Genomic DNA, 22,219 nt, shown 5'->3' on the forward strand with positions numbered 1-22,219 from the left:
GCCGAGGAATAACCTGCGATTAGCACTCTCACCCTGAGGGTGCCAGCTTCCGGGCCCCGTGGCCCGGGCGCTGAACGCCAGGCGGACCGGCACCCGCGACGACGGCCCCGCCCGGTGGCATGTGGCAGATTGACGCTGGCCGGCTTGCCGGTCGGTAACGAAACCAGTACCCCAGGAGGGTATGCCCGTGACTACCGCGACCAAGGTTGCGATCAAGCCGCTCGAGGACCGGATCGTGGTCCAGGCGAACGAGGCTGAGACCACCACGGCGTCGGGCATCGTGATTCCCGACACCGCCAAGGAGAAGCCGCAGGAGGGCACTGTCCTCGCTGTCGGCCCGGGCCGGATCGACGACAAGGGCAACCGCGTGCCGATCGACGTCAAGGTCGGCGACACCGTCCTCTACTCGAAGTACGGCGGCACCGAGGTCAAGTACGCCGGCGAGGAGTACCTGGTGCTCTCCGCCCGCGACGTCCTCGCGGTCATCGAGAAGTAAGCAACCGATCAGTGTCGTCGCCCCGGTCCGGCTCGCCGGGCCGGGGCGACGACGCTTCGAAGGGACATTCATGGCGAAGATCCTGAGCTTCTCGGACGACGCCCGGCACCTGCTCGAGCACGGTGTCAACGCCCTCGCGGACGCGGTCAAGGTCACCCTCGGCCCGCGCGGGCGCAACGTCGTCCTGGACAAGAAGTTCGGTGTGCCCACGATCACCAACGACGGCGTCACCATCGCCAAGGAGATCGAGCTCACCAACCCCTACGAGAACCTCGGTGCGCAGCTGGTCAAGGAGGTGGCGACCAAGACCAACGACGTCGCCGGCGACGGGACCACCACCGCCACCGTGCTGGCCCAGGCGATGGTCCGCGCGGGCCTGCGCAACGTCACGGCCGGCGCCAACCCGGCCGGCCTCAAGCGGGGCATCGACGCGGCGGCCGCCAAGGTCTCCGAGGCGCTGCTCGGCCGCGCGGTCGACGTCGCCGACAAGAAGTCGATCGCGCACGTCGCGACGATCTCCGCGCAGGACGCCACCATCGGCGAGCTGATCGCCGAGGCGATGGAGAGGGTCGGCCGCGACGGTGTCATCACCGTCGAGGAGGGCTCCGCCCTGCACACCGAGCTGGACGTGACCGAGGGTCTCCAGTTCGACAAGGGCTTCATCTCGCCGAACTTCGTCACCGACATGGAGTCGCAGGAGTCGGTCCTGGAGGACCCGTACATCCTGATCACGACCCAGAAGATCTCGGCGATCGAGGAGCTGCTGCCGCTGCTGGAGAAGGTCCTCCAGAACAGCAAGCCGCTGCTGATCATCGCCGAGGACGTCGACGGCCAGGCGCTGTCGACGCTGGTGGTCAACTCGATCCGCAAGACCCTCAAGGTCTGCGCGGTCAAGGCCCCCGGCTTCGGCGACCGGCGCAAGGCGATGCTCCAGGACATGGCGATCCTCACCGGCGCCGAGCTGGTCGCGCCCGAGCTGGGCTACAAGCTCGACCAGGTGGGCCTGGAGGTGCTCGGCACCGCCCGGCGCGTGGTGGTCGACAAGGAGAACACCACGGTCGTCGACGGCGGCGGCAAGTCCAGCGAGGTCGCCGACCGGGTCGCGCAGATCCGCAAGGAGATCGAGGCCTCGGACTCCGACTGGGACCGGGAGAAGCTGGCCGAGCGGCTGGCCAAGCTCTCCGGCGGCATCGCGGTCATCAAGGTCGGTGCCGCGACCGAGGTCGAGATGAAGGAGCGCAAGCACCGCATCGAGGACGCGATCGCCGCCACCAAGGCCGCGGTCGAGGAGGGCACCGTCCCCGGCGGTGGCGCCGCCCTGGTGCAGATCCTGCCGGCGCTCGACGACGACCTCGGCTTCACCGGTGACGAGAAGGTCGGCGTCTCGATCGTGCGCAAGGCGCTGGTCGAGCCGCTGCGCTGGATCGCGCAGAACGCCGGCCACGACGGCTACGTCGTGGTGAACAAGGTCGCCGGCAAGGAGTGGGGCCACGGCCTCGACGCCGCCACCGGCGAGTACGTCGACCTGGCGAAGGCCGGCATCCTCGACCCGGTGAAGGTGACCCGCAACGCGGTCACCAACGCGGCGTCGATCGCCGGCCTGCTGCTCACCACGGAGAGCCTCGTGGTGGAGAAGCCGGAGAAGGCCGAGCCGGCCGCTGCCGGTGGGCACGGCCACAGCCACGGCCACGGCCACCAGCACGGCCCGGGCTTCTGACCCTCGCCGTACGCCCAGTCGGGGCGCACCGTCCGTGTGACGGTGCGCCCCGACGCCTTTCGGCGGGCCGGGGGCGTGACCGTCGGCCCGCCGGTGCGTCGCCAACCACGGGTGGGAACGCCGCGACGCCGCGTCCCCGGGCGGGGACGCGGCGTCGGTGTGGTCTCGAGGAGGTCGCCGGCTCAGGCGATCTTGCGCTGGGCGGGGACGGTCGACCGGTGCGGCTGGCCCAGGCGGGCCTCCAGCCGGGCCACGTCGACCCGGCTGTGGCGGCGGTCGGCCAGGTCCTCCCAGCCGACGGCGAGCAGCCGCAGCCGCTCCGACTCGCTGAAGCCGCCCCAGACGCCGTACGGCTCGCGTACGGCGAGGGCGTGGGCGGCGCACTCGGCCCGGACCGGGCAGGCGCGGCAGACGGCCTTCGCGCCGGACTCCCGGCGCAGGCGGGACGAGCCACGCTCGCCGTCCGGGTGGAAGAACTGCGCGCTGTCCCGGCCCCGGCAGGCACCGAGCCGCTGCCAGTCCCAGAGGTCGACGATGGGTCCGGGCAGTCTGCGTACGTTCGACATCAGCACCCCTCCTCCCGCGCGGCACCGCGCAGATCCTGGTGAATCGGCGTCCGGGCGACGGTCCGCGCAGGCGCGCCGTTTCCGGCCTGGGACCTCCGTACCCGGGCCGTCGCCAGCTCACACGCCTGTGATCGAAAACTTCCGGCAACTGGCGGCATATGCCCCACTTGTCGGAAAAGTTCGGAGGATTACCCGAACCCCCTCGCGACCCGACCCGGTCATGGTCTGCTTCTGGACGGAGAGGAGACCACTGTGCGTACGGTTCTCGTGTGCGTTCGGACACCGCTCGCGGCGCAGCATCTGGCGTCCGCGGCGGCACGGCTCGGGCTGTCCGCCGTGGTGCGGACGGCCGTCTCCGATCCCGAGGTGATGCTGCGGCTGGCCGAGCGTCCGGCCGACGTGGTGCTCGCGGACACGGCCCTCACCCGGCCGGACAGCGCGGGCTTCGTCCGGCGGGTGCTCGCCCGCGCGCCGCAGGCCTCCGTGCTGCTGCTCGGCACGGAGGAGTCGGAGGCCGCCGCGGCCACCATCAGCGCGGGTGCCCGGGGCCTCATCCAGGGCGTCGACCAGGACCTGACCAGCGCGGTGGCCAAGGCCCTGCTGCTGCTCTCCTCACCCGGCCGGGCAGCCCGACGCCCGGCCACCGACCCGGCCCGGGACACCGCGGCGGTCGGCGGTCCCGCCCGGACCAGCCCGGCCGGCCGGCCGCCGGCCGAATCGGGACCCAGCTGGCAGGCGACGGCCTCCGAAGGCCCGGGCGGCACCCCGACGGTGGTGCCGGCGCAGCGCGGGGACGACCCGGCCGAGCCCGCCGACGAGCCGGCCGAGGCCACGCCACCCGGGCGGCGGTCCGGGCCCGGTCCGCGCGGCGGCCGGTCCCAGGTCGGGCTCACCGAACGCGAACTCCAGGTGCTGCTGGGCATGGCGGAGGGCAAGAGCAACGCCGAGATCGGCCGGGAGCTGTTCGTCTCGGAGGACACCGTGAAGACCCACGCCCGGCGGCTGTTCCGCAAGCTCGGCGCGCGGGACCGCGCGCACGCGGTGGCGGCCGGCTTCCGCGCCGGCCTGGTGGCCTGAGTCGCACCCCGGCCGTACGGCCGCCCGGAAGGCCTCAGGGGCGCGGAGCGGGGGCCGGAAGGCCTCGGGGACGCGGAGCCGGGCGGGTGGCCCGAGCCCCGGCGGTGCGGCCCCGGCCCGCCTCAGCGTTCGGCGTCGGGTTCCTCGTCGGTGCCCTCGGTCAGGGTGTCGTGCACCCCGTCGGCGTAGCCGCGGGCGTAGTCCCAGGTGACGTAGTGGTCCGGGTCGGGGTCGTAGGCCGGCTCGTGCACCCGGGGACGCCCCGAGCTGAGCAGGTGGCGCAGGTTGCCCCGCAACAGGTCCCAGTCGAAGTAGTGCGGCTCCCGGCAGTCCTCGCACTCGATGACCAGCCCGCGCACCCCGATCGGCGCCAGCAGCGCCTGGTAGATCTCCAGGTCGGCGAGATCCTCCAGCACGTCCTGTCGCTCGACGTCGGTCAGCGGGTCGAGCGGGGCGTCGTCGCCCGGATCGTGCAGGCCGGCGGCCGGATCTGCCGGGTCGCCGTTGAAGGGGTCGATGGGCTCGTCGTGCACCCCCTCACCGTAGACCCAACGCCAGGGCCGCGTCCGCCCCCGCCACCGGTGACCTGGGCTGCCACCGCCCGGGAACGGCCCGTGCCGGTGGGTACGATGGGACGACGCGCCCGTCACCCGGCGTGTGCCGGTGCCCGCCCGCGCCACCTCGCCGAAGCCCGTCCGAGCAGCTCAGGGGAGCAATCGTGGAATTTTCGCCCAGCACCGATCTACCGGCCGGCGCCGACAGCGGCGAGCTGGGCGGCCACCTGCCGGAGTTGCCCGCCGGCTCCGCCCGGGTGGTTCCGCTCGGGTTGACCTTCGACGACGTGCTGCTCCAGCCGGGCGAGTCGGACGTGGTGCCCAGCCGGGTCAACACGGTGACGAAGCTGACCCGCAACATCAGCCTGAGCATCCCGCTGCTCTCCAGCGCGATGGACACGGTGACCGAGGCGCGGATGGCGATCGCCATGGCCCGCCAGGGCGGCATCGGCGTGCTGCACCGCAACCTCTCCCTGGAGGACCAGGCGCTCCAGGTCGACCTGGTGAAGCGCTCCGAGTCCGGCATGATCACCAACCCGGTGACGGCCAGCCCCGACGACACCCTGCGCGACGTCGACGCCCTCTGCGGGCGCTACCGCATCTCCGGGGTGCCCGTCGTGGACGGCGAGGGCCAGCTCGTCGGCATCGTCACCAACCGCGACATGCGGTTCGTCTCCGACCCGGCCACCCCGGTCCACCAGATCATGACCCGCACCCCGCTGGTCACCGCCCCGGTCGGGGTGCGCAAGGAGGACGCCCTCGACCTGCTGCGCCGGCACAAGGTCGAGAAGCTGCCGATCGTCGACGACTCGGGCCGGTTGCGCGGCCTGATCACGGTCAAGGACTTCACCAAGAGCGAGCAGTACCCGGACGCCACCAAGGACGACGCCGGCCGGCTGCGGGTCGCCGCCGCCATCGGGGTGGGCGACGACGCCTACAAGCGGGCGCGGGCGCTGGTGGACGCGGGCGTCGACGTGCTGATCGTGGACACCGCGCACGGCCACCAGCGGGCGGTGCTGGAGATGGTCGCCCAGCTCAAGAAGGACGTCACCATCGACATCGTCGGCGGCAACATCGCCACCTACGCCGGCGCCCGGGCGCTGGTCGAGGCGGGCGCCGACGGCGTGAAGGTCGGCGTCGGGCCGGGCGCGATCTGCACCACCCGGATCGTCGCCGGGGTGGGCGTACCGCAGATCACCGCGATCATGGAGGCCGCGCGGGCCGCGCGGCCGGCCGGCGTCCCGGTCATCGGCGACGGCGGCATCCAGTACTCGGGCGACATCGCCAAGGCGCTCGTCGCGGGCGCCGACACGGTGATGCTCGGCAGCCTGCTGGCCGGCTGCGAGGAGAGCCCCGGCGAGCTGATCTTCATCAACGGCAAGCAGTACAAGGCCTACCGGGGCATGGGCTCGCTCGGCGCGATGCAGTCCCGGGGCCAGGGCAAGTCCTACTCCAAGGACCGCTACTTCCAGCAGGACGTGCTCGCCGAGGACAAGCTGGTCCCCGAGGGCGTGGAGGGCCAGGTGCCCTACCGGGGCCCGCTGTCCGCGGTCGCCCACCAGCTCACCGGTGGGTTGCGCGCGGCGATGGGGTACGTCGGCGCGGAGAGCATCCCCGAGCTGCACCGCCGCGGTCAGCTCATCCGGATCACGGCGGCGGGGCTCAAGGAGAGCCACCCGCACGACATCCAGATGACGGTCGAGGCGCCCAACTACCACTCCCGCTGACCATCCCCCCTGCGACAACTGGAGTCCCCCATGCGTGACGTGGTCGAGATCGGGCTGGGCAAGACCGCGCAGCGCGGTTACCACCTGGACGACATCGCCATCGTGCCGAGCCGCCGGACCCGGGACGTCGACGACGTCTCCACCGCCTGGCAGCTCGACGCGTACCAGTTCGGCATTCCCTGCGTCGGACACCCGTCGGACGCGACGATGAGCCCGGCCTCCGCCGTCCGGCTCGGCCAGCTGGGCGGCCTCGGCGTGCTCAACGTCGAGGGCCTGTGGACCCGCTACGAGAACCCGACCAAGGTCCTGGAGGAGCTGTCCGGGCTCGACGAGGACGCCCGCGCCACGAAGCGGCTCCAGGAGGTCTACGCGGAGCCGATCCGCCCCGACCTGATCGCCGAGCGGGTCCGCGAGCTGCGCGCCGGCGGCGGCACGGTGGCGGTGCGGGTCTCCCCGCAGCACACCCTGGCGCTGGCCCCGGTGATCCTCGACGCCGGCGTCGACATCCTCGTCATCCAGGGCACCATCGTCTCCGCCGAGCACGTCTCGACCACCGACGAGCCGCTGAACCTCAAGGAGTTCATCGCCGACCTGGACCTCCCGGTCGTCGTCGGCGGCTGCACCGACTACAAGACCGCGCTGCACCTGATGCGTACGGGGGCGGCCGGCGTCATCGTCGGCATCGGCGGCGACGAGTGGTCCACCACCGAGTCGGTGCTGGGCATCCGGGTGCCGATGGCGACCGCGATCGCCGACGCGGCGGCGGCCCGCCGGGACTACCTCGACGAGACCGGCGGCCGGTACGTGCACCTGATCGCCGACGGCGACATCCAGACCTCGGGCGACATCGCCAAGGCCCTCGGCTGCGGCGCCGACGCGGTGATGCTCGGCGAGCCGCTGTCGCTCTGCGCCGAGGCGCCGGCCGGTGGCGCCTGGTGGCACTCCGCCGCCAGCCACCCGTCGCTGCCCCGGGGCGCGTTCGAGACCGCCGGCGAGCCGCTCGGCTCGATGGAGCAGTTGCTCTTCGGCCCGGCCGACGAGCCGGACGGCCAGCTCAACCTCTTCGGTGGCCTGCGCCGCGCGATGGCCAAGTGCGGCTACCGCGACCTGAAGGAGTTCCAGAAGGTCGGCCTGGTCCTCGACCGCTGACCTGCGCAAGCAGCACCACCCGCACCGGCCGCGCCGATAGGCTCGGCCGGTGCGTCGTACCCGCCGTCGGATCCGCCCCGCGCTCGCCGTCGCCGTCGTCGCGGCCCTGGTGTCCCCGGCCTGCACGAGCGGCGACGAGCGGGGCGGCTTCCGGCCCGGGGCGACCGACCTCGGCGACCCGTACGCGCCGGGGGCCGGCAACGGCGGCTACGACGTGGCGGGCTACCGGCTCGCGGTCCGCTACGACCCGGCGACCGACCGGCTCGCCGGGCGGGCCGCGCTGACGGCCACCGCGACCACCGGGCTGTCCCGGTTCAACCTGGACCTCGCGGGGCTGGACGTGTCGCGGGTGGCCGTCGACGGCCGACCGGCCGGGTCCGCCCGCGACGGCGACGAGCTGGTGGTCACCCCGCGCGACGGCCTTCCCCGGGGCGCCCGGTTCGTCGTCGAGGTGGACTACTCCGGCGTGCCGGCGGCCAGGGCCGACGGGCAGCTCGGCAGCGGCGGCTTCCTGCACACCGACGACGGCGCGATCGCCCTCGGCCAGCCCTGGTCGGCGGCCACCTGGTTCCCGGTCAACGACCACCCCTCCGACAAGGCCACGTACGACATCGAGGTGACCGTCCCGGACGGGCTGGCCGCGCTGAGCAACGGGGTGCCGGGGGAGCGGACCAGCGCCGCCGGCTGGACCACCTGGCGCTGGGCCGAGCGGTCGCCGATGGCCAGCTACCTGACGACCCTGGTGATCGGCGACTACCGGGTGCGCAGCGGCACGCACGCCGGCAGGCCGATGGTCACGGCGGTGCCGGCGAGCCTGCCGGAGGACGGGCCGGAGGCCGCCTCGCTGGCCCGCACCGGCGAGATCGCCGACTTTCTGGCCAGCCGCTTCGGGCCGTACCCGTTCGACTCCTACGGCGGCGTCGTGGTCACCGACGCCCGGATCGGCTACGCGCTGGAGACCCAGTCCCGACCGGTCTACGGGCCGGGCTTCTTCCGGGGCGGGCGACCCAACCCGGGGGTGGTCGCGCACGAGCTGGCCCACCAGTGGTTCGGCAACAGCGTGGCGCTGAGCCGGTGGAGCGACATCTGGCTCAACGAGGGCTTCGCCAGCTACGCGGAGTGGCTGTGGGAGGAGCACGACGGCGGTCGCACCGCGCAGCGCAACTTCGAGGTGGAGTACGCGGCGACCGACTGGTCCCGGCCGTCCGTCGACCCCGGACGGTCCCGGCTGTTCGGTGCGGCCGTCTACAAGCGCGGCGCGCTCGCCGTGCACGCGCTGCGCCGCACGGTCGGCGACGAGGCGTTCTTCCGCATCCTGCGGACCTGGACGGCCGAGCGGCGCGACGGCAACGCCACCACCGACGACCTGATCGCCCTGGCCGAGCGGGTCGCCGGCACGCCCCTGCGCCCGGTCTTCGACGCCTGGCTCGTCGGCGGGAGCGCCCCCGCACTGCCCTGACGCGGCTCCCGCCGGCGCTCGGTAGGCTGCGGCCGGACCCGGCGCGGCACCGCCTGCCCGCCCGCCTCCGTGCGGCGGGGCCGGCGGCACCGGCCGGCGCGGGTCCACCACGCTCGCCGGTGGGGCAGCCGGCGACGCAGGGAGGAGAAGAGGCGATGACGCTGTCGCGGCGGACGCTGTGCGCGGGCACCGGCCTGCTACTGGCCGGGATGCTGGGGCTGGCCGGCTGCGGGTCGGCCGAGGAACCGGTTCCGGCCCCGAGCGCCGCCGCGCCGGCCGTGCCGCGCCAGTTCCTCCTCGGCGCGGCCGGCACCGGCGACGCCTACTTCCCGACCTACGGCAACGGCGGGTACGACGTCAGCCGCTACACGGTCAAGGTGCGCTACGACCCGGCGGAGGACCGGTTGACCGGAACCACCACCGTGCAGGCGGCGGCGACCGGCGACCTGTCGGCGTTCAACCTGGACCTGGCCGGGCTGACCGTGCGGTCCGTGACGGTGGACGGGGCCCCGGCGAAGTACGGCCGCAAGGGCGACGAGCTGGTCGTGACTCCGGCCCGTGGCCTGATCGCGGGCAACGGCTTCGTCGTCGAGATCGCGTACGACGGCAAGCCGGAGCCGCTGCGCAACGAGATCCTCGGCAGCGGCGGCTTCCTGCACACCGACGAGGGGGCGATCGCGCTCGGCCAGCCCGAGTCGGCGAGCACGTGGTTCCCCGTCAACGACCATCCCTCGGACAAGGCCACCTACGACTTCGAGATCACCGTGCCGAAGGGGCTGACGGCGGTCAGCAACGGTGTGCCGGCGGGAAAGAGCACCACCGGCGACTGGACCACCTGGAAGTGGGCCGAGCGCAGCCCGATGGCGAGCTACCTGAGCACCGTGGTCATCGGGAAGTTCCGGATCACCGAGGGCGAGCACAAGGGACGGCCGGTGTTCCACGCGGTCACCACCGACCTGCCCCGGGGTGCGGCGGACCGGTCGATCGCCGACACGGTCAAGGTGACCGACTACCTGGAGAGCGTCTTCGGGCCGTACCCGTTCGAGGCGTACGGCGGCGTGGTGATCTCCGACGCCCGGATCCGGTACGCCCTGGAGACGCAGAGCCGCCCGGTCTACTCCGCGAGCTTCTTCTCCCGCGGCGAGAACACGGCCGTGGTCGCCCACGAGATGGCGCACCAGTGGTTCGGCAACAGCGTGTCGCTGGCGAGGTGGCAGGACATCTGGCTCAACGAGGGCCTGGCCACGTACGCCGAGTGGCTGTGGGCCGAGCACGACGGCGGGCGCACCGTCCAGCAGGAGTTCGACGCCCGGTACGCGGGCTCCTCGGGCCAGGTGTGGCGGACGCCGCCGGGCGAGCCGGGGGTGGCGAACCTGTTCAGCGAGTCGGTCTACCAGCGCGGCGGGATGACCGTGCACGCGCTGCGGGTGGCCGTCGGCGACAAGGCGTTCTTCGAGATCCTGAAGACCTGGGCGGCGCAGAAGCGCGACGCGAACGTGACCACGGCCGAGTTTGTCGCGCTGGCCGAGCGGGTCTCGGGCAAGCAGCTCGGCGACCTCTTCGAGGCGTGGCTGTACGGCAAGCAGCGGCCGGACCGTCCCTAGCCGCGGTGACGGCGCTCAGCGCGTGACGCGCAACTTCGGGTTGGCGGCGAGGTAGGCGTCGGCCCGGCCGGCGCGCAGCTCGGTGAGGAACTTCCGCCCGGTCTGCGTGAGCTCCTCGCCCCGGTAGGCGCTGCCCCTGCCGACGCCCGCGCCGGGCAGGTCGACCAGCACGAACTTCTCCGGCGTGAGACCGCCGAGGGCGTACGCGACGTCCACGACGCGCGGCCCGCCCGCGTAGACCAGGGTGTCGCCGAGCGCGTCGACCACCTGCTGGACGCGCTCCGGCTGCCGGGCCAGGTCCTCGCCGAGGATCTTCGTGGCCAGCGCCTTGATCAGCTGCTGCTGGTGGCGCTGTCGGGCGTAGCCGCCGCCGGTGACGTAGCGCTGCCGGGCGTAGTCCAGCGCCTGCCAGCCGGTGAGGTGCCGCTCGCCCTTCTCGTAGACCATCTGTGGCCCGCTGTAGCCGCCACCGCCCGGCGCGGGCTCCCGGTGCCGGCCGTCGGGGCGGCGGTGCAGCGAGACCACCCGCTGGTCGACGTAGAGGTCCACCCCGCCGAGGCTGTCCACCAGCCGGTCGAAGCCGTTGAAGGTGAGCACGGCGCCGGCGTCGAAGCGCAGCCCCGTGTAGCCGCTGACCGTGCTGCGCAGCAGCTCGTACCCCTGGGCGGTGCTCGGCTGCTTCGGTCTGCCGGGCACCCGGCTGCCGTAGCTCATCGCGTGGGTGAGCTTGGTCCTGCCGCCGCGGTAGCCGGCCTTCGGGAAGGCCGGGATGTCTACCAGCAGGTCGCGGGGGAGGGCGAAGAGGTACGCCCGGTCGAGTCCCTTCGGCACGTGCAGCACCAGCACGGCGTCGCCGTGCGGCTCCCAGCCCGGCACGCTGACCCGGGTGTCCACCCCGACGAGCAGGAGGTTGAGCGGGCCGGTGATGCCGGCGCCCGGCGGCGCGGTCGGGCTCGGGCTCGGGGTGGGGCTCGCCTGCGGCGTCCCGGTGGCGCCCGTCGGCCCGATCGCGCGCTGCGGCCCGTCGTCGCGGACGAGCCGGGTGACGACCAGGGCGCCCACGGCCACCAGGACCACGGCCGCCAGGGCGGCCAGCCCCAGCACCCATCGTGGGCGTGGCGCCCCTGTCCGCTGAGTCATGCGACACCCCCGGTGATGACAACGCCTCGACGGGGGCGCCGAGTTGCGGGCGGGCGCCTCCGGGATCGTGGACCGGAGCATGATCCCGCGAAATCGGGCGCTGGCGCGATGGCTACCGAGCGGTAATGATGCGGTCATGCGGTACGACGTGCTCGTCATCGGGTCCGGCTTCGGCGGCAGCGTCACCGCGCTCCGGCTGGCCGAGAAGGGCTACTCGGTCGGGGTGCTGGAGGCCGGACGTCGCTTCGCCGACGACGAGTTCCCGCAGACCTCCTGGCGGCTGCGGCGCTTCCTGTGGGCGCCCCGCCTCGGCTGCTACGGCCTCCAGCGGCTCACCCTGCTCCGCCCGGCCGACCGGAAGGCCGGCGGCGGCGTGCTGGTGCTCTCCGGCGCCGGGGTCGGCGGCGGCTCACTGGTCTACGCGAACACCCTCTACGAGCCGCTGGACGCCTTCTACACCGACCCGCAGTGGCGGGACGTCACCGACTGGCGCGACGAACTGGCCGGCCACTACGACCAGGCGAAGCGGATGCTCGGCGCCACCACGTACCCGCTCGTCACTCGCGCGGACCGGGCGATGCGGGCGGTGGCCGACCGGATGGGGGTGGGGCACACCCACCACGCCACCCCGGTCGGCGTGTTCATCGGCCGCCCCGGCCAGCGGACCACCGACCCCTACTTCGGTGGCGCCGGGCCGGAGCGCACCGGCTGCACGCACTGCGGCGCGTGCATGACCGGCTGCCGGCAGGGCGCGAAGAACACGCTGGTCAAGAACTACCTCTGGCTGGCCGAGCGCCTCGGCGCGCGGGTGTACCCGCTGACGACGGTCACGGCCGTCCGTCCGGCCGGCGACGGCGGATACGCGGTGCACACGGTGCGCACGGGGGCCTGGCTGCGCGCGCGGCGGCAGGTGATCCACGCCGACCAGGTGGTCTTCGCGGCCGGCGCGCTCGGCACCCAGCGGCTGCTGCACGCGATGAAGGCGGAGGGTGCCCTGCCCGCGCTCTCGCCCCGCCTCGGCGAGCTGACCCGGACCAACTCGGAGGCGATCCTCGGCGCCTCGGTGCCCCGCCGGCAGGCCCGCGCCGAGGGGCTCGACTTCACCGAGGGGGTGGCGATCACCAGCTCGTTCCACCCCGACCCGCAGACCCACGTCGAGCCGGTCCGCTACGGCCGGGGCTCGAACGCGATGGGCCTGCTCCAGTCGCTGCTGGTCGACGGCGGGCCGCGCCGGGTCCGCCGCTGGCTGGGGATCCTGTTGCGCCAGCCCGGCACGGCGGCCCGGCTGCTGTCGGTGCGCGGCTGGTCGGAGCGGACGGTGATCGCCCTGGTCATGCAGTCGGTGGACAACTCGCTGACCACCCGGCTGCGGCGCGGCCCGTTCGGCCGGCACCTGGTCTCCGGGCCGGGTCACGGCGCGCCCAACCCGACCTGGATCCCGGCCGGCAACCAGGCGGCCCGCCTGCTGGCCGAGGAGATCGGCGGTACGCCCGGCGGCGCCCTGACCGAGCCGTTCGACATCCCGATGACCGCCCACATCCTCGGCGGAGCGGTGATCGGCGCCACCCCGGCCGACGGCGTGATCGACCCGTGGCACCGGGTGTTCGGCCACCCGGGGCTGCACGTGGTCGACGGCGCGGCGGTCTCGGCGAACCTCGGGGTGAACCCGTCGCTGACCATCACCGCCCAGGCGGAACGCGCGATGTCCTTCTGGCCCAACAAGGGCGACGCGGACCCGAGGCCGCTGCTCGGTGAGCCGTACCGCCGGTTGGAGCCGGTGCCACCGCGCCTCCCGGCGGTGCCGGCCGGCGCCCCCGGCGCCCTGCGCAGCTGACCAGGGCCCGGTCCGCCCAGGCGACCAGCACCGCGTGCGGGAGGGTCAGCGCGGCCAGCACGGCGAACGTCGCGGGCAGCGGGTCCGACCGGTGGCCGGGCCAGGTGACCAGGGCGATCAGCGCGGCGACCGCCACCGCCGTGGGAGCTGCCGCCTGCCGGGCGAAGCGCCGCAGCGGCGGTCCGACCCGTCCGGCCGCCAGGTCGGCCGTGTTGCGCGGGTCGTGCCGCAGCAACCGGGCGACGTGGCGGCAGGAGTGCCAGGCCGCGAAGTACGCCCCCACGGCCAGGGCCGGCGGCACGGTGCCGAAGAACCCGGCGAGGAGGACGGGTTCGACGGCGTCGCGGGCGCGTCCGGAGCGGGCGGCCCGGATCGCGGTGACCGCGACCGCGCCCAGCACGGTGGCCAGCGCCAGCGCCCGCACCTCGACGGTGAGCAGCACCGGCGCCCGAGGTGCCACCGCCGCCAGCAACGGGTCGACCTGGTCCCGCCACAGCGCCAACGGGACGACCACCGGCGGTCCCCCGTACGCGAGCACGGCCGGCACCCTCGCCCGGATCGGCCGGCGGTCCCGCTCGGCGTGGAACGCCACGTCGGCGGTGCCGAAGTGGACGACCGACACGAGGAGGAACCCGACCAGCGTCAGGTCCGGCGCGGCGCGGAAGGCCGCCAGCCCGGCACCGGCCACGGCGGTGTAGACCGCCAGCAGCGCCACACGCGCCGACAGCGGCCGGGCGCGCGCCGACAGCCGGGCGGGCACGAGATGGTCGACCGCGCCGTGCGGCAGCCCGAGGAGCAGCCCCGCGACCAGGAAAGCCGGCGAGCCGCCCGGCCCGGCGGCGTCGATCAGCGGCGACATCGCCAGCAACCCGCCGAGCGCGAGCTGCGAGGCGGCCCCGGCGCGCCGCAGCAGCCGGTCCGGCCGCCCCGGGCCCGCCGCCGCGCCGGTCGTGCGCGCCGGCGGCCGTCGGGTCCGGGCGGGCACCCGGTCGTCCGACGCCGGCACCCGGGGGCCGGCTCCGGTGGCCGGGTCAGACGACGGTGAGGTGACCACGGTTGGACAGGGCGCGTAGCCGGCCGAGATCGAGGATGCTCCAGCCCACCTTCGTCAGGATGGAGAGCAGGACGAAGAGCAGGCTGGTGGTGGCGGAGCTGAGCAGGCCGACACCGGTGGGGCCGAGCATCCAGAACAGTGGATACCCCACCCAGAGCACGCTGAGCACCAGGGCGGCCTCCGTGTACACCGCCGCGATCCCTTCCGGCTGGCGGTGCGCGTGGGTGCGTGGTCCCCAGACCAGGCCGTAGATCCCGAGGAAGGCGAACACCCCGATCGTGAACAGGGTGTAGCGGATGGTGGCGTCCTTGGTGAGCTCGGCGGCCAGCCCGCTGAGGAAGACCACCAGGTTCGTCCCGACGAGGACGCTCGTCAGTCCCCAGCAGCGCCCGGGCAGGGAGTGCGTCGCCGTCAACATCAGCGCCACCAGCAGCAGGGGGGCGGTGACGGCCCAGTCGACGTACCGCGCCCAGTAGAGCGTGTGACCGGCCACCTCCACCCGGCCGCCGCCCAGCGCCTGGACCAGGTACCAGGAGCCGGACCAGATCGGAATCGCGATCGCGACCCGGTACTCGCTGAGCGGGACTCCCCGCGGGTCCGCTCGCCACCGGGTGAACAGCACGACTCCACCCGCCATGGCGGCGACGTACATCCACAGCCACCACTCGGTCATGCTGACTCCTCGGCCGACACCCCGCCCGGCTGCGGCTTCCGACGATCCTGGCGGCGCACGCCCGCACCCGCCGGAGATCTCGCGTGCCCCGCGTCGGGCAGTACCGACACCGTATCGGAGCAAAAGCCGCACATGGCCCTAATGGCTCCCCCGGTGGGGCGGTGGTGCGGCGGACCGCCCGTACGGTGGCCGACGTCACCTCCGTCGAGGCGGTGGCGTGGGGGCGGACCGGCGGGGGGCGCGGCGGCGCCGTCGGTAGGATTTGCTGCCATGAGCACGCCTCGCCCCGTCCTCGTGGTGGACTTCGGAGCCCAGTACGCCCAGCTCATCGCGCGTCGGGTGCGTGAGGCCAACGTCTATTCCGAGATCGTGCCGCACTCGATGCCGGTCGCCGAGATGCTGGCGAAGGACCCGGCGGCGATCATCCTCTCCGGCGGCCCGTCCAGCGTCTACGCGCCGGGCGCCCCGCAGATCGACGCCGGCATGTTCCAGGCCGGAGTGCCGGTCTTCGGCATCTGCTACGGCTTCCAGGCGATGGCCCAGGCGCTCGGCGGCACGGTGGCCCGCACCGGCAACCGCGAGTACGGCGGCACCCCGCTGCGCCCCCGCCTGCTCGACCCCGGCGTGTTGCTCCGCGACCTGCCGGCCGACCTGCCGGTGTGGATGAGCCACGGCGACTGCGTGACGGAGGCCCCCGAGGGCTTCACGGTCACCGCCGAGTCGGCGGGCGCGCCGGTCGCCGCGTTCGAGGACGTGGCCGGCCGCCGGGCCGGCGTGCAGTTCCACCCGGAGGTCGGGCACACCGCGCACGGCCAGGAGATGCTGCGCCGCTTCCTGCACGACATCGCCGGCATCGCGCCGACCTGGACGCCCGAGAACATCATCGACGAGCAGGTCGCCCGGATCCGCGAGCAGGTCGGCGACAAGGAGGTCATCTGCGGGCTGAGCGGCGGGGTCGACTCGGCCGTCGCCGCCGCGCTGGTGCACAAGGCCGTCGGCGACCAGCTCACCTGCGTCTTCGTCGACCACGGCCTGCTGCGCGCCGGCGAGGCCGAGCAGGTGGAGAAGGACTACGTCGCCGCCACCGGCATCAAGCTCAAGGTGGTCGACGCGGCCGACCGGTTCCTCGGCGCCCTGGCCGGGGTCACCGACCCCGAGCAGAAGCGCAAGATCATCGGTCGGGAGTTCATCCGGGTCTTCGAGGCCGCGGCGCGGGAGATCGCCGCCCACGGCGACGTCGAGTTCCTCGTCCAGGGCACCCTCTACCCGGACGTGGTGGAGTCCGGCGGCGGCACCGGCACCGCCAACATCAAGAGCCACCACAACGTCGGCGGCCTGCCGGAGGATCTGAAGTTCGCGCTGGTCGAGCCGCTGCGCACGCTGTTCAAGGACGAGGTCCGGGCGCTCGGCCTCCAGCTCGGCCTGCCCGAGGCGATGGTCTGGCGGCACCCGTTCCCGGGCCCGGGCCTGGCCATCCGGATCATCGGCGCGGTCGACCGGGAGCGGCTCGACCTGCTCCGGCGGGCCGACCTGATCGCCCGCGAGGAGCTCACCGCCGCCGGCCTGGACCGGGGTGTCTGGCAGTTCCCCGTCGTGCTCCTGGCCGACGTGCGCAGCGTCGGCGTGCAGGGCGACGGCCGCAGCTACGGGCATCCCGTGGTGCTGCGGCCCGTCTCCAGCGAGGACGCCATGACCGCCGACTGGTCCCGGCTGCCCTACGAGGTGGTGGCGCGGATCTCCACCCGGATCACCAACGAGGTCGCCGAGGTCAACCGCGTGGTGCTGGACGTCACGAGCAAGCCGCCGGGCACGATCGAGTGGGAGTGATCCCGCCTCACGCGGCCGGCGGGTAGGTCGGCGGCGCGGGCGGCGCCACGGTCGGCTGCGCGGGCGGCGCCACGGTCGGCTGCGCCACCGTGGGCGGCGGGGCCTGCGCCGGGTGCGGCCAGGCGGGCGCGTCGGCCGGCTCCTCGGGCATCAGGAACCACATGATCGGGTACGCGAGCAGCGCGAGCCCGCCGGTGAGCAGGCCGGCGACCGCGAAGACCACCCGGACCAGGGTGGGGTCGACGGCGAAGTACCGGCCGAGGCCGCTGGCCACTCCGGCGATCATCCGGTCCGTGACGGGGCGACGGAGCTGCTTGTACGGGGGCTGGGGAGGGGCGGTGTAGGTCATGTCTCCACGGTCCGCGCCGGTCGTCGGGCCGTCCTCGGTGACCGCCCGGATCCCTACCCTGACCCGCCCCTGAGGCGCGAGCATTCAGTCAGGAATCTGACTCTTTTCGATGGAGGTAACCCGGGCGGGGGAGAATTTGCCCCCGTGACCACCATGCTGGAGCCGCTCCGCAGGATCGCGGCATACGCAGTTTGTGCTGATTCAGTCGGCCGGGTGTTGCTGGTCCGCGCATCGGAGCGCTCCGGCACCCCCGGCACGTGGTCGCTGCCCGGCGGGGCGGTCGACCACGGTGAGGACCCGCACCACACCGTCGTCCGGGAGACCGCCGCCGAGACCGGCCTCTCCGTCACCGTCGCGGGCCTGCACGACGTGCTCGCCGACATGCGGGCGCTGCCGGAGCGGGGCATCACCATCCACACCGACCGCCTGATCTACCAGGTCTCGGTCCGGGGCGGGACGCTCGCCGACCGGGTCGACCGGCCGACCGACCTGGTCCGCTGGTTCACCCCGGCGGAGGCCCGCGAGCTGCCGTTGCGCTCGTTCACCGCGCGGGCCCTGGGCCTGCCCGCCTCGTCCGCCGACATCGTCCCGGACGAGGCGCCGGAGTTCCCCTCGTTCTACGCCGTGCCCGGCCCCGACGGGCTGCACCGGGCCCAGCGCTTCGCCGCGTACGCCGTGGTGACCGACCCGGACGACCGGGTGCTGCTGACCCGGGTCTCCGACGGCTACCCGGGCGCGGGCTGCTGGCACCTGCCCGGCGGCGGCACCGACTACGGCGAGCAGCCCGGCGCGGGCCTGATCCGGGAGCTGGTCGAGGAGACCGGGCAGACCGGGCGCCTCGTCGAGCTGCTCGGGGTGGCCAGCCACCGGGACGCGGCCTCCCTCGGCCCCGAGGGCTACCCGATCGACTGGCACGGCGTCCGCGCCTTCTACCGGGTCGTGGTCGACAAGCCGGCCCCGCCCACCGTCGCCGACGTCGGCGGCTCCACCTGCGAGGCCCGCTGGTTCGGTCGCGAGGAACTGGGCGCCCTCCCCACCGACCGCTTGACCGAGGTGACGGCGGAAGCCGTCCAGGCCGCCCGCCTGGCCTGACCGCCCGTCGTCCTGTTCCTTGATCACGAGGTCGACCGGGCGGCACGCCGGACCCGCTGCGACTAACCTCATGATCGACGGAACGGGTCGGCGCGGGCGGGGGAGTGCGAGCGGGTGGAGAAGCGGCGGCGGGTCGGCGCGTACGGGGTGTGCCGGGGCGCGGACGGGCGGGTGTTGCTGGTCCGGGGTTCCGCCCTGTGCCCGGTCCCGGGCGTCTGGCAGGTGCCCGGCGGAGGCCTCGAACACGCGGAGCACCCGGCGCACGCGGTGGTCCGCGAGTTCGCCGAGGAGACCGGCCTCGCCATCGAGGTGACCGGCCTGCGGGCGGTGTCCGCCGACGTGACGACCTTCCGTGACGCCGATGTCGCGGTGCACACCGACCGCGTGGTCTTCGAAGTCACCGTGCGAGGCGGCGAACCCCGGCCGGAGCCGGCCGGCGGCACCGACGAGCTGGGCTGGTTCACGACCGACGAAGCGGCGGCGGTGCCGCTCATGCCGTTCACCGCCGAGTTGCTCGGCGTGCCCGTGTCGCCCCTGCCGTCCGACCTGCCCCGTTCGTCGGCGACCGAGCCCGCCGCCGCGCTCCCGTCCGACCGGAGGCAACGCTTCGGGGCGTACGGGCTGGTCACCGACCCTGCCGGCCGGGTGCTGCTCACCATGGTCGCCGACGGTTACCCGGGCGCCGGTCGGTGGCACCTGCCCGGTGGCGGGACCGACCACGGCGAGCAGCCGGTCGCCGGGCTGCTGCGCGAACTGGTCGAGGAGTCCGGCCAGCTCGGTCGGGTGGTCGAGCTGGTCGGCGTCGACAACCTGCACAACCCGGCCGCGCTGGGCCCGGAGGGGCGCCCGCTCGACTGGCACGGCATCCGGGTGCTCTACCGGGTGTCGGTGGACGCGCCCACGGAGCCGCGGGTGACCGAGCTCGCCGGCGGCTCCACCGCCCGCGCGGACTGGTTCACCCCGGAGAGTCTCGCCGGGCTGCCGCTGACCGGGATCGCCGCACTGGCGCTGGCCAATGCCCCTGCCGACGAGCGTCCGTAACCGGACATCGGTGCCCCCGGCACTCGCTCACCGAGCCGGTGGAGACGGGGTCCGGTACATTCGATGTGGGGTTGGTGGAGGAAACGGGCGATGGAGCCCGAGATGGGAATAAGAGAGCGGTTCGCGCGGTTAGACCAGATATAAGTACCGCCGGCAGCTATCGCCAACCCCCGTTCCCCTATGCGATGGTGTACTCCGCAAAACGGCTGCCGGGCCAGAGAGGTCCGGCACGAGACAGCCGGACAGCCGCCCTCGCGACGGTAAACCGATCCGGTGATGGAGGAAACGTGCCGAGAGCCCCATGGCGCCGGCGTCGTACCACTGACAGTCCGCGTCCCGCAGGGCGTCGTTGGGCGGGCCCGTTGCGCCGCAGCAGCACGCTCGCCCGGCAGGTGCTGCTGGTCCGGGTGGGACGCCGCGACGGCGACCTGCACGCGACCAACGACCTCTCGATGCCCGAGCACCGCTACGCCGACCGGCCGCGACGCCGCTACGGACTCACCCGGGTCGAGCGCGCCGACGTCGCCTCGATCGTCCCGGTCAGCCCCGCGCTCGGCCCCACGACCCCGGTCGACGACGAGTCGGCGATGTCGATCCCGCTGCTTCCGGGCGAGCGGACAGTCGCTCGCCGGATGAAGTTCGCGGTGGTCAACGCCTGCACACTCAGCAGCCTGATGCTCGGCATGCTGGCCATCTTCCTGGCCATGCAGGGCGAGGTGCGCGTCGCCGCGCTCTGCCTGATCGCCTGCGTCGTCTTCGACGGCCTCGACGGCGCGCTCGCCCGCAAGTTCGGCGTGGCCAGCCCGTTCGGGGCGCAGATGGACTCGCTGGCCGACATGTGCTCGTTCGGCCTCGCCGCCCCCGTGGTGGTCTACGCCTCGCTGGCCGGTTCGGTCTCCACGCCGGCCGCCGCGGTGGCCTGCGCCCTCGTCGCGGCGTGCGCGGCGATCCGGCTCGCCCGGTTCAACGTCTCGCCGAAGGACGGCAGGTTCTTCTGCGGCGTGCCCACCACCATGGCCGCCGCCGTGCTCGCCCTGACCGTCGCCATCGGGCTGCCGGTGCCGGGCATCGTCCTGGTCGCCGGCGTGGCGCTGCTCGCCTTCGCCATGGTCTCCAGCTTCCCCTACGCGAAGCTCGCCCGGCTGCTGAAGCTGCCGCCGTGGCTGTGGCTGGCCCCGGTGATCGGCGCGCTGATCGACATCCGGCTCACCTTCGCCCTGATCGTGGTCGGTTACCTGGTCAGCGGCCCCGTGCTCTGGCTGCGTCAGCGCCGCACCGCCTGAGACACGTACGCGAGAAGGGGCGCCGCGATTGCGCGGCGCCCCTTCTTCGTGTCGTCCGGCCGGGCCTCAGCGCCAGCGGGCGATGACGGTCGAGCCCCCGACGACCTTGTCCCCGGGGCCGACCAGCGGCTCCGCCGCGTCCGCCGGCAGGTAGACGTCGGTGCGCGAGCCGAACCGGATCAGGCCGAAGCGCTCGCCCCGGGCCAGCAGCGCGCCGATCGGCGCCCGCTGCACGATCCGCCGGGCGATCAGACCCGTGCGCTGCGCCACGACCACCGTGCCGCGCGCGGTGTCCAGCACCGTGTACGCGGCCACGTTGTGCTCCGCCGCCGGCTTCATCGCGTTGGCGAAGCCACCGTCGGCGACGAAGTAGTCGACCACCTTGCCGGCCACCGGGGCACGGTTGACGTGCACGTCCAGCACCGACAGGAAGACCGCGATCCGCAGCCACTCGCCCTCGCCGAAGCGCTCGTCGTGCAGCCGCTGCACGGACAGCACCCGACCGTCGGCCGAGGCGACCACCGCCGACGAGTCCTCCGGCACGTCGCGCTCCGGGTCCCGGAAGAAGGCGGCCACCGGGGCCGCGGCCAGGGCCGGGAGCAGCCAGAGCTTCGACTTCGGCCGGGTCGCCCGAGCCACCGCGGCCAGGCCCAGCGCGATGCCGGCCGCGGCCACCCCGTTGGAGTCGATGTGCATCCCCCGGGTCAGCGGGACGCTGGACGGGCGGTACGCCGGGGCCAGCCGGGCCGCCGACGCGGCGTCGGCCGGGGTGTAGCGGAGCCGGTACACCCGCAGCGGCGGCGTGTTGCGCAGCACCAGGTCGACCCCGACGCCGTACAGCGCGCCCTGCCGGTCCAGCTCGGCGGCGGCGCCCGCGGTACGCCCCGGCGTCGCGGTCGTGGCCACGCTCAGCACCGCGCCGTCGGCGAGGTACTTCGTCAGGCCCTCCACGGCGGCGCGGGTCTCGTCGGCCGTGCCGGTGAGCGGCTCCGCGGCGACGACCACCGCAGCCGGCTCGGCCTCGGCGAGGGTGTCGACCACGCGGACCCGGTCAGCCACCCAGCGGCCCTGGGCGGTGACGTGCTCCCGGAGGGCCGCCGGGGAGGCCGACCCGGCGGGCACCAGGGTGAGGGTGTCGCCGGGCAGCAGCGCGTCGATCGCCGCGGTCAGCACCGCGGACTCGGGCGTCGCGCCGACCAGCAGCGCGGCCTTCGGATCGTTGATCCGGGCGAGCTCGGAGACGAGGGTACGGGCGGCTCGCTCGCCGATGCGGACCGGACCGGACCGGCCGAAGGTGCGCACGGCGGGGGACTGCGTCATGTCGGACGGACTCCTGACGGGTAGAGACGGGAATCGCGGCGGGACCGCCACGGCGGCGCGTCCGGCCGGCGCGGCGACCAGGTCGGTGCGGCGGCCAGGTCGGCGCGGGCCGGCCGGCGGAGGCGAGTTCTCCACGGCCAGCATAAGCCGCCGCCGACGACGGCCGCACCGCTGTGGTCAGCCGCGCGGGTGCTCCCCACCGGCCGGCGGCCCGTCGGTCCGCCGGGACCGGGCGTCCTCGTCGGCGGCGCGGTCCT

General features: G+C 74.0%; 18 protein-coding genes and 1 pseudogene. 12 read left to right on the forward strand and 7 right to left on the reverse strand.

Annotation, left to right across the window (positions count from 1 at the left end; translation table 11 throughout):
• The first annotated feature begins 181 nt into the window (after positions 1 to 181).
• Positions 182 to 496, forward strand: coding sequence for a co-chaperone GroES (gene groES / locus ACPXCB_RS09355; RefSeq protein ID WP_018222648.1), 315 nt, complete (start codon positions 182 to 184; stop codon positions 494 to 496).
• A gap of 70 nt (positions 497 to 566) precedes the next feature.
• Positions 567 to 2,213 carry a chaperonin GroEL gene (gene groL / locus ACPXCB_RS09360; RefSeq protein ID WP_425874038.1) on the forward strand — a complete coding sequence of 549 codons (1,647 nt, stop codon included), beginning with the start codon at positions 567 to 569 and terminating at the stop codon, positions 2,211 to 2,213.
• A gap of 182 nt (positions 2,214 to 2,395) precedes the next feature.
• Here groL and ACPXCB_RS09365 read toward each other — a convergent pair whose 3' ends face one another.
• Positions 2,396 to 2,779, reverse strand: coding sequence for a WhiB family transcriptional regulator (locus ACPXCB_RS09365; protein ID WP_425874040.1), 384 nt, complete (start codon positions 2,777 to 2,779; stop codon positions 2,396 to 2,398).
• Positions 2,780 to 3,031: 252 nt separating this feature from the next.
• Between ACPXCB_RS09365 and ACPXCB_RS09370 the strand changes: the two genes are divergently transcribed.
• Positions 3,032 to 3,856 carry a LuxR C-terminal-related transcriptional regulator gene (locus ACPXCB_RS09370; protein WP_425874042.1) on the forward strand — a complete coding sequence of 275 codons (825 nt, stop codon included), beginning with the start codon at positions 3,032 to 3,034 and terminating at the stop codon, positions 3,854 to 3,856.
• A gap of 122 nt (positions 3,857 to 3,978) precedes the next feature.
• On the opposite strand, the gene ACPXCB_RS09375 is transcribed toward ACPXCB_RS09370, so the two are convergent.
• A complete protein-coding gene (locus ACPXCB_RS09375) occupies positions 3,979 to 4,389 on the reverse strand; it encodes a DUF5319 domain-containing protein (RefSeq protein WP_089003204.1) in 411 nt (136 codons plus the stop codon).
• A 185-nt stretch (positions 4,390 to 4,574) separates the two neighbouring features.
• Here ACPXCB_RS09375 and guaB point away from each other — a divergent pair, with 185 nt between their 5' ends.
• The 4 genes from guaB (at position 4,575) to ACPXCB_RS09395 (ending at position 10,349) form a co-directional block, all read left to right on the forward strand.
• On the forward strand, positions 4,575 to 6,137 hold the full coding sequence (gene guaB, locus ACPXCB_RS09380; RefSeq protein WP_425874044.1) for an IMP dehydrogenase: 1,563 nt from the start codon (positions 4,575 to 4,577) through the stop codon (positions 6,135 to 6,137).
• Positions 6,138 to 6,167: 30 nt separating this feature from the next.
• A complete protein-coding gene (locus ACPXCB_RS09385; protein WP_425874046.1) occupies positions 6,168 to 7,286 on the forward strand; it encodes a GuaB3 family IMP dehydrogenase-related protein in 1,119 nt (372 codons plus the stop codon).
• A 49-nt stretch (positions 7,287 to 7,335) separates the two neighbouring features.
• Complete coding sequence (locus ACPXCB_RS09390) at positions 7,336 to 8,745, forward strand: M1 family metallopeptidase (protein WP_425874048.1); 1,410 nt, start codon at positions 7,336 to 7,338, stop codon at positions 8,743 to 8,745.
• Between the two features lie 155 nt (positions 8,746 to 8,900).
• Positions 8,901 to 10,349, forward strand: coding sequence for a M1 family metallopeptidase (locus ACPXCB_RS09395; protein ID WP_425874050.1), 1,449 nt, complete (start codon positions 8,901 to 8,903; stop codon positions 10,347 to 10,349).
• A 15-nt stretch (positions 10,350 to 10,364) separates the two neighbouring features.
• On the opposite strand, the gene ACPXCB_RS09400 is transcribed toward ACPXCB_RS09395, so the two are convergent.
• Positions 10,365 to 11,489 carry an LCP family protein gene (locus ACPXCB_RS09400; RefSeq protein WP_425874052.1) on the reverse strand — a complete coding sequence of 375 codons (1,125 nt, stop codon included), beginning with the start codon at positions 11,487 to 11,489 and terminating at the stop codon, positions 10,365 to 10,367.
• Positions 11,490 to 11,625: 136 nt separating this feature from the next.
• On the opposite strand from ACPXCB_RS09400, the gene ACPXCB_RS09405 reads away from it, so the two are divergent.
• Positions 11,626 to 13,323 carry an FAD-dependent oxidoreductase gene (locus ACPXCB_RS09405; protein WP_425874054.1) on the forward strand — a complete coding sequence of 566 codons (1,698 nt, stop codon included), beginning with the start codon at positions 11,626 to 11,628 and terminating at the stop codon, positions 13,321 to 13,323.
• 25 nt (positions 13,324 to 13,348) lie between these two features.
• Here ACPXCB_RS09405 and ACPXCB_RS09410 read toward each other — a convergent pair.
• Positions 13,349 to 14,182, reverse strand: a pseudogene (locus ACPXCB_RS09410) (Brp/Blh family beta-carotene 15,15'-dioxygenase); the annotation flags it as partial.
• Between the two features lie 172 nt (positions 14,183 to 14,354).
• A complete protein-coding gene (locus tag ACPXCB_RS09415; RefSeq protein WP_425874056.1) occupies positions 14,355 to 15,050 on the reverse strand; it encodes a bacteriorhodopsin in 696 nt (231 codons plus the stop codon).
• A 270-nt stretch (positions 15,051 to 15,320) separates the two neighbouring features.
• On the opposite strand from ACPXCB_RS09415, the gene guaA reads away from it, so the two are divergent.
• Positions 15,321 to 16,877 carry a glutamine-hydrolyzing GMP synthase gene (gene guaA / locus ACPXCB_RS09420; RefSeq protein WP_425874058.1) on the forward strand — a complete coding sequence of 519 codons (1,557 nt, stop codon included), beginning with the start codon at positions 15,321 to 15,323 and terminating at the stop codon, positions 16,875 to 16,877.
• 7 nt (positions 16,878 to 16,884) lie between these two features.
• Here guaA and ACPXCB_RS09425 read toward each other — a convergent pair whose 3' ends face one another.
• Positions 16,885 to 17,226: a PspC domain-containing protein gene (locus ACPXCB_RS09425; protein ID WP_425874060.1), complete on the reverse strand. Its 342-nt coding sequence runs from the start codon at positions 17,224 to 17,226 to the stop codon at positions 16,885 to 16,887.
• A gap of 144 nt (positions 17,227 to 17,370) precedes the next feature.
• On the opposite strand from ACPXCB_RS09425, the gene ACPXCB_RS09430 reads away from it, so the two are divergent.
• From ACPXCB_RS09430 to ACPXCB_RS09440, 3 genes are all read left to right on the forward strand, one after another.
• Complete coding sequence (locus ACPXCB_RS09430) at positions 17,371 to 18,318, forward strand: NUDIX domain-containing protein (RefSeq protein ID WP_425874062.1); 948 nt, start codon at positions 17,371 to 17,373, stop codon at positions 18,316 to 18,318.
• 114 nt (positions 18,319 to 18,432) lie between these two features.
• Positions 18,433 to 19,359 (forward strand): NUDIX hydrolase, encoded by a 927-nt coding sequence (locus ACPXCB_RS09435; RefSeq protein WP_425874064.1) that lies wholly within the window; start codon positions 18,433 to 18,435, stop codon positions 19,357 to 19,359.
• A gap of 362 nt (positions 19,360 to 19,721) precedes the next feature.
• Complete coding sequence (locus ACPXCB_RS09440) at positions 19,722 to 20,642, forward strand: CDP-alcohol phosphatidyltransferase family protein (protein WP_425874066.1); 921 nt, start codon at positions 19,722 to 19,724, stop codon at positions 20,640 to 20,642.
• 66 nt (positions 20,643 to 20,708) lie between these two features.
• Here ACPXCB_RS09440 and ACPXCB_RS09445 read toward each other — a convergent pair whose 3' ends face one another.
• Complete coding sequence (locus ACPXCB_RS09445; RefSeq protein WP_425854403.1) at positions 20,709 to 21,962, reverse strand: phosphatidylserine decarboxylase; 1,254 nt, start codon at positions 21,960 to 21,962, stop codon at positions 20,709 to 20,711.
• Between the last annotated feature and the right edge of the window lie 257 nt (positions 21,963 to 22,219).

The sequence above is a fragment of the Micromonospora sp. DT62 genome, assembly GCF_049847285.1.
Classification (GTDB): domain Bacteria; phylum Actinomycetota; class Actinomycetes; order Mycobacteriales; family Micromonosporaceae; genus Micromonospora; species Micromonospora reichwaldensis.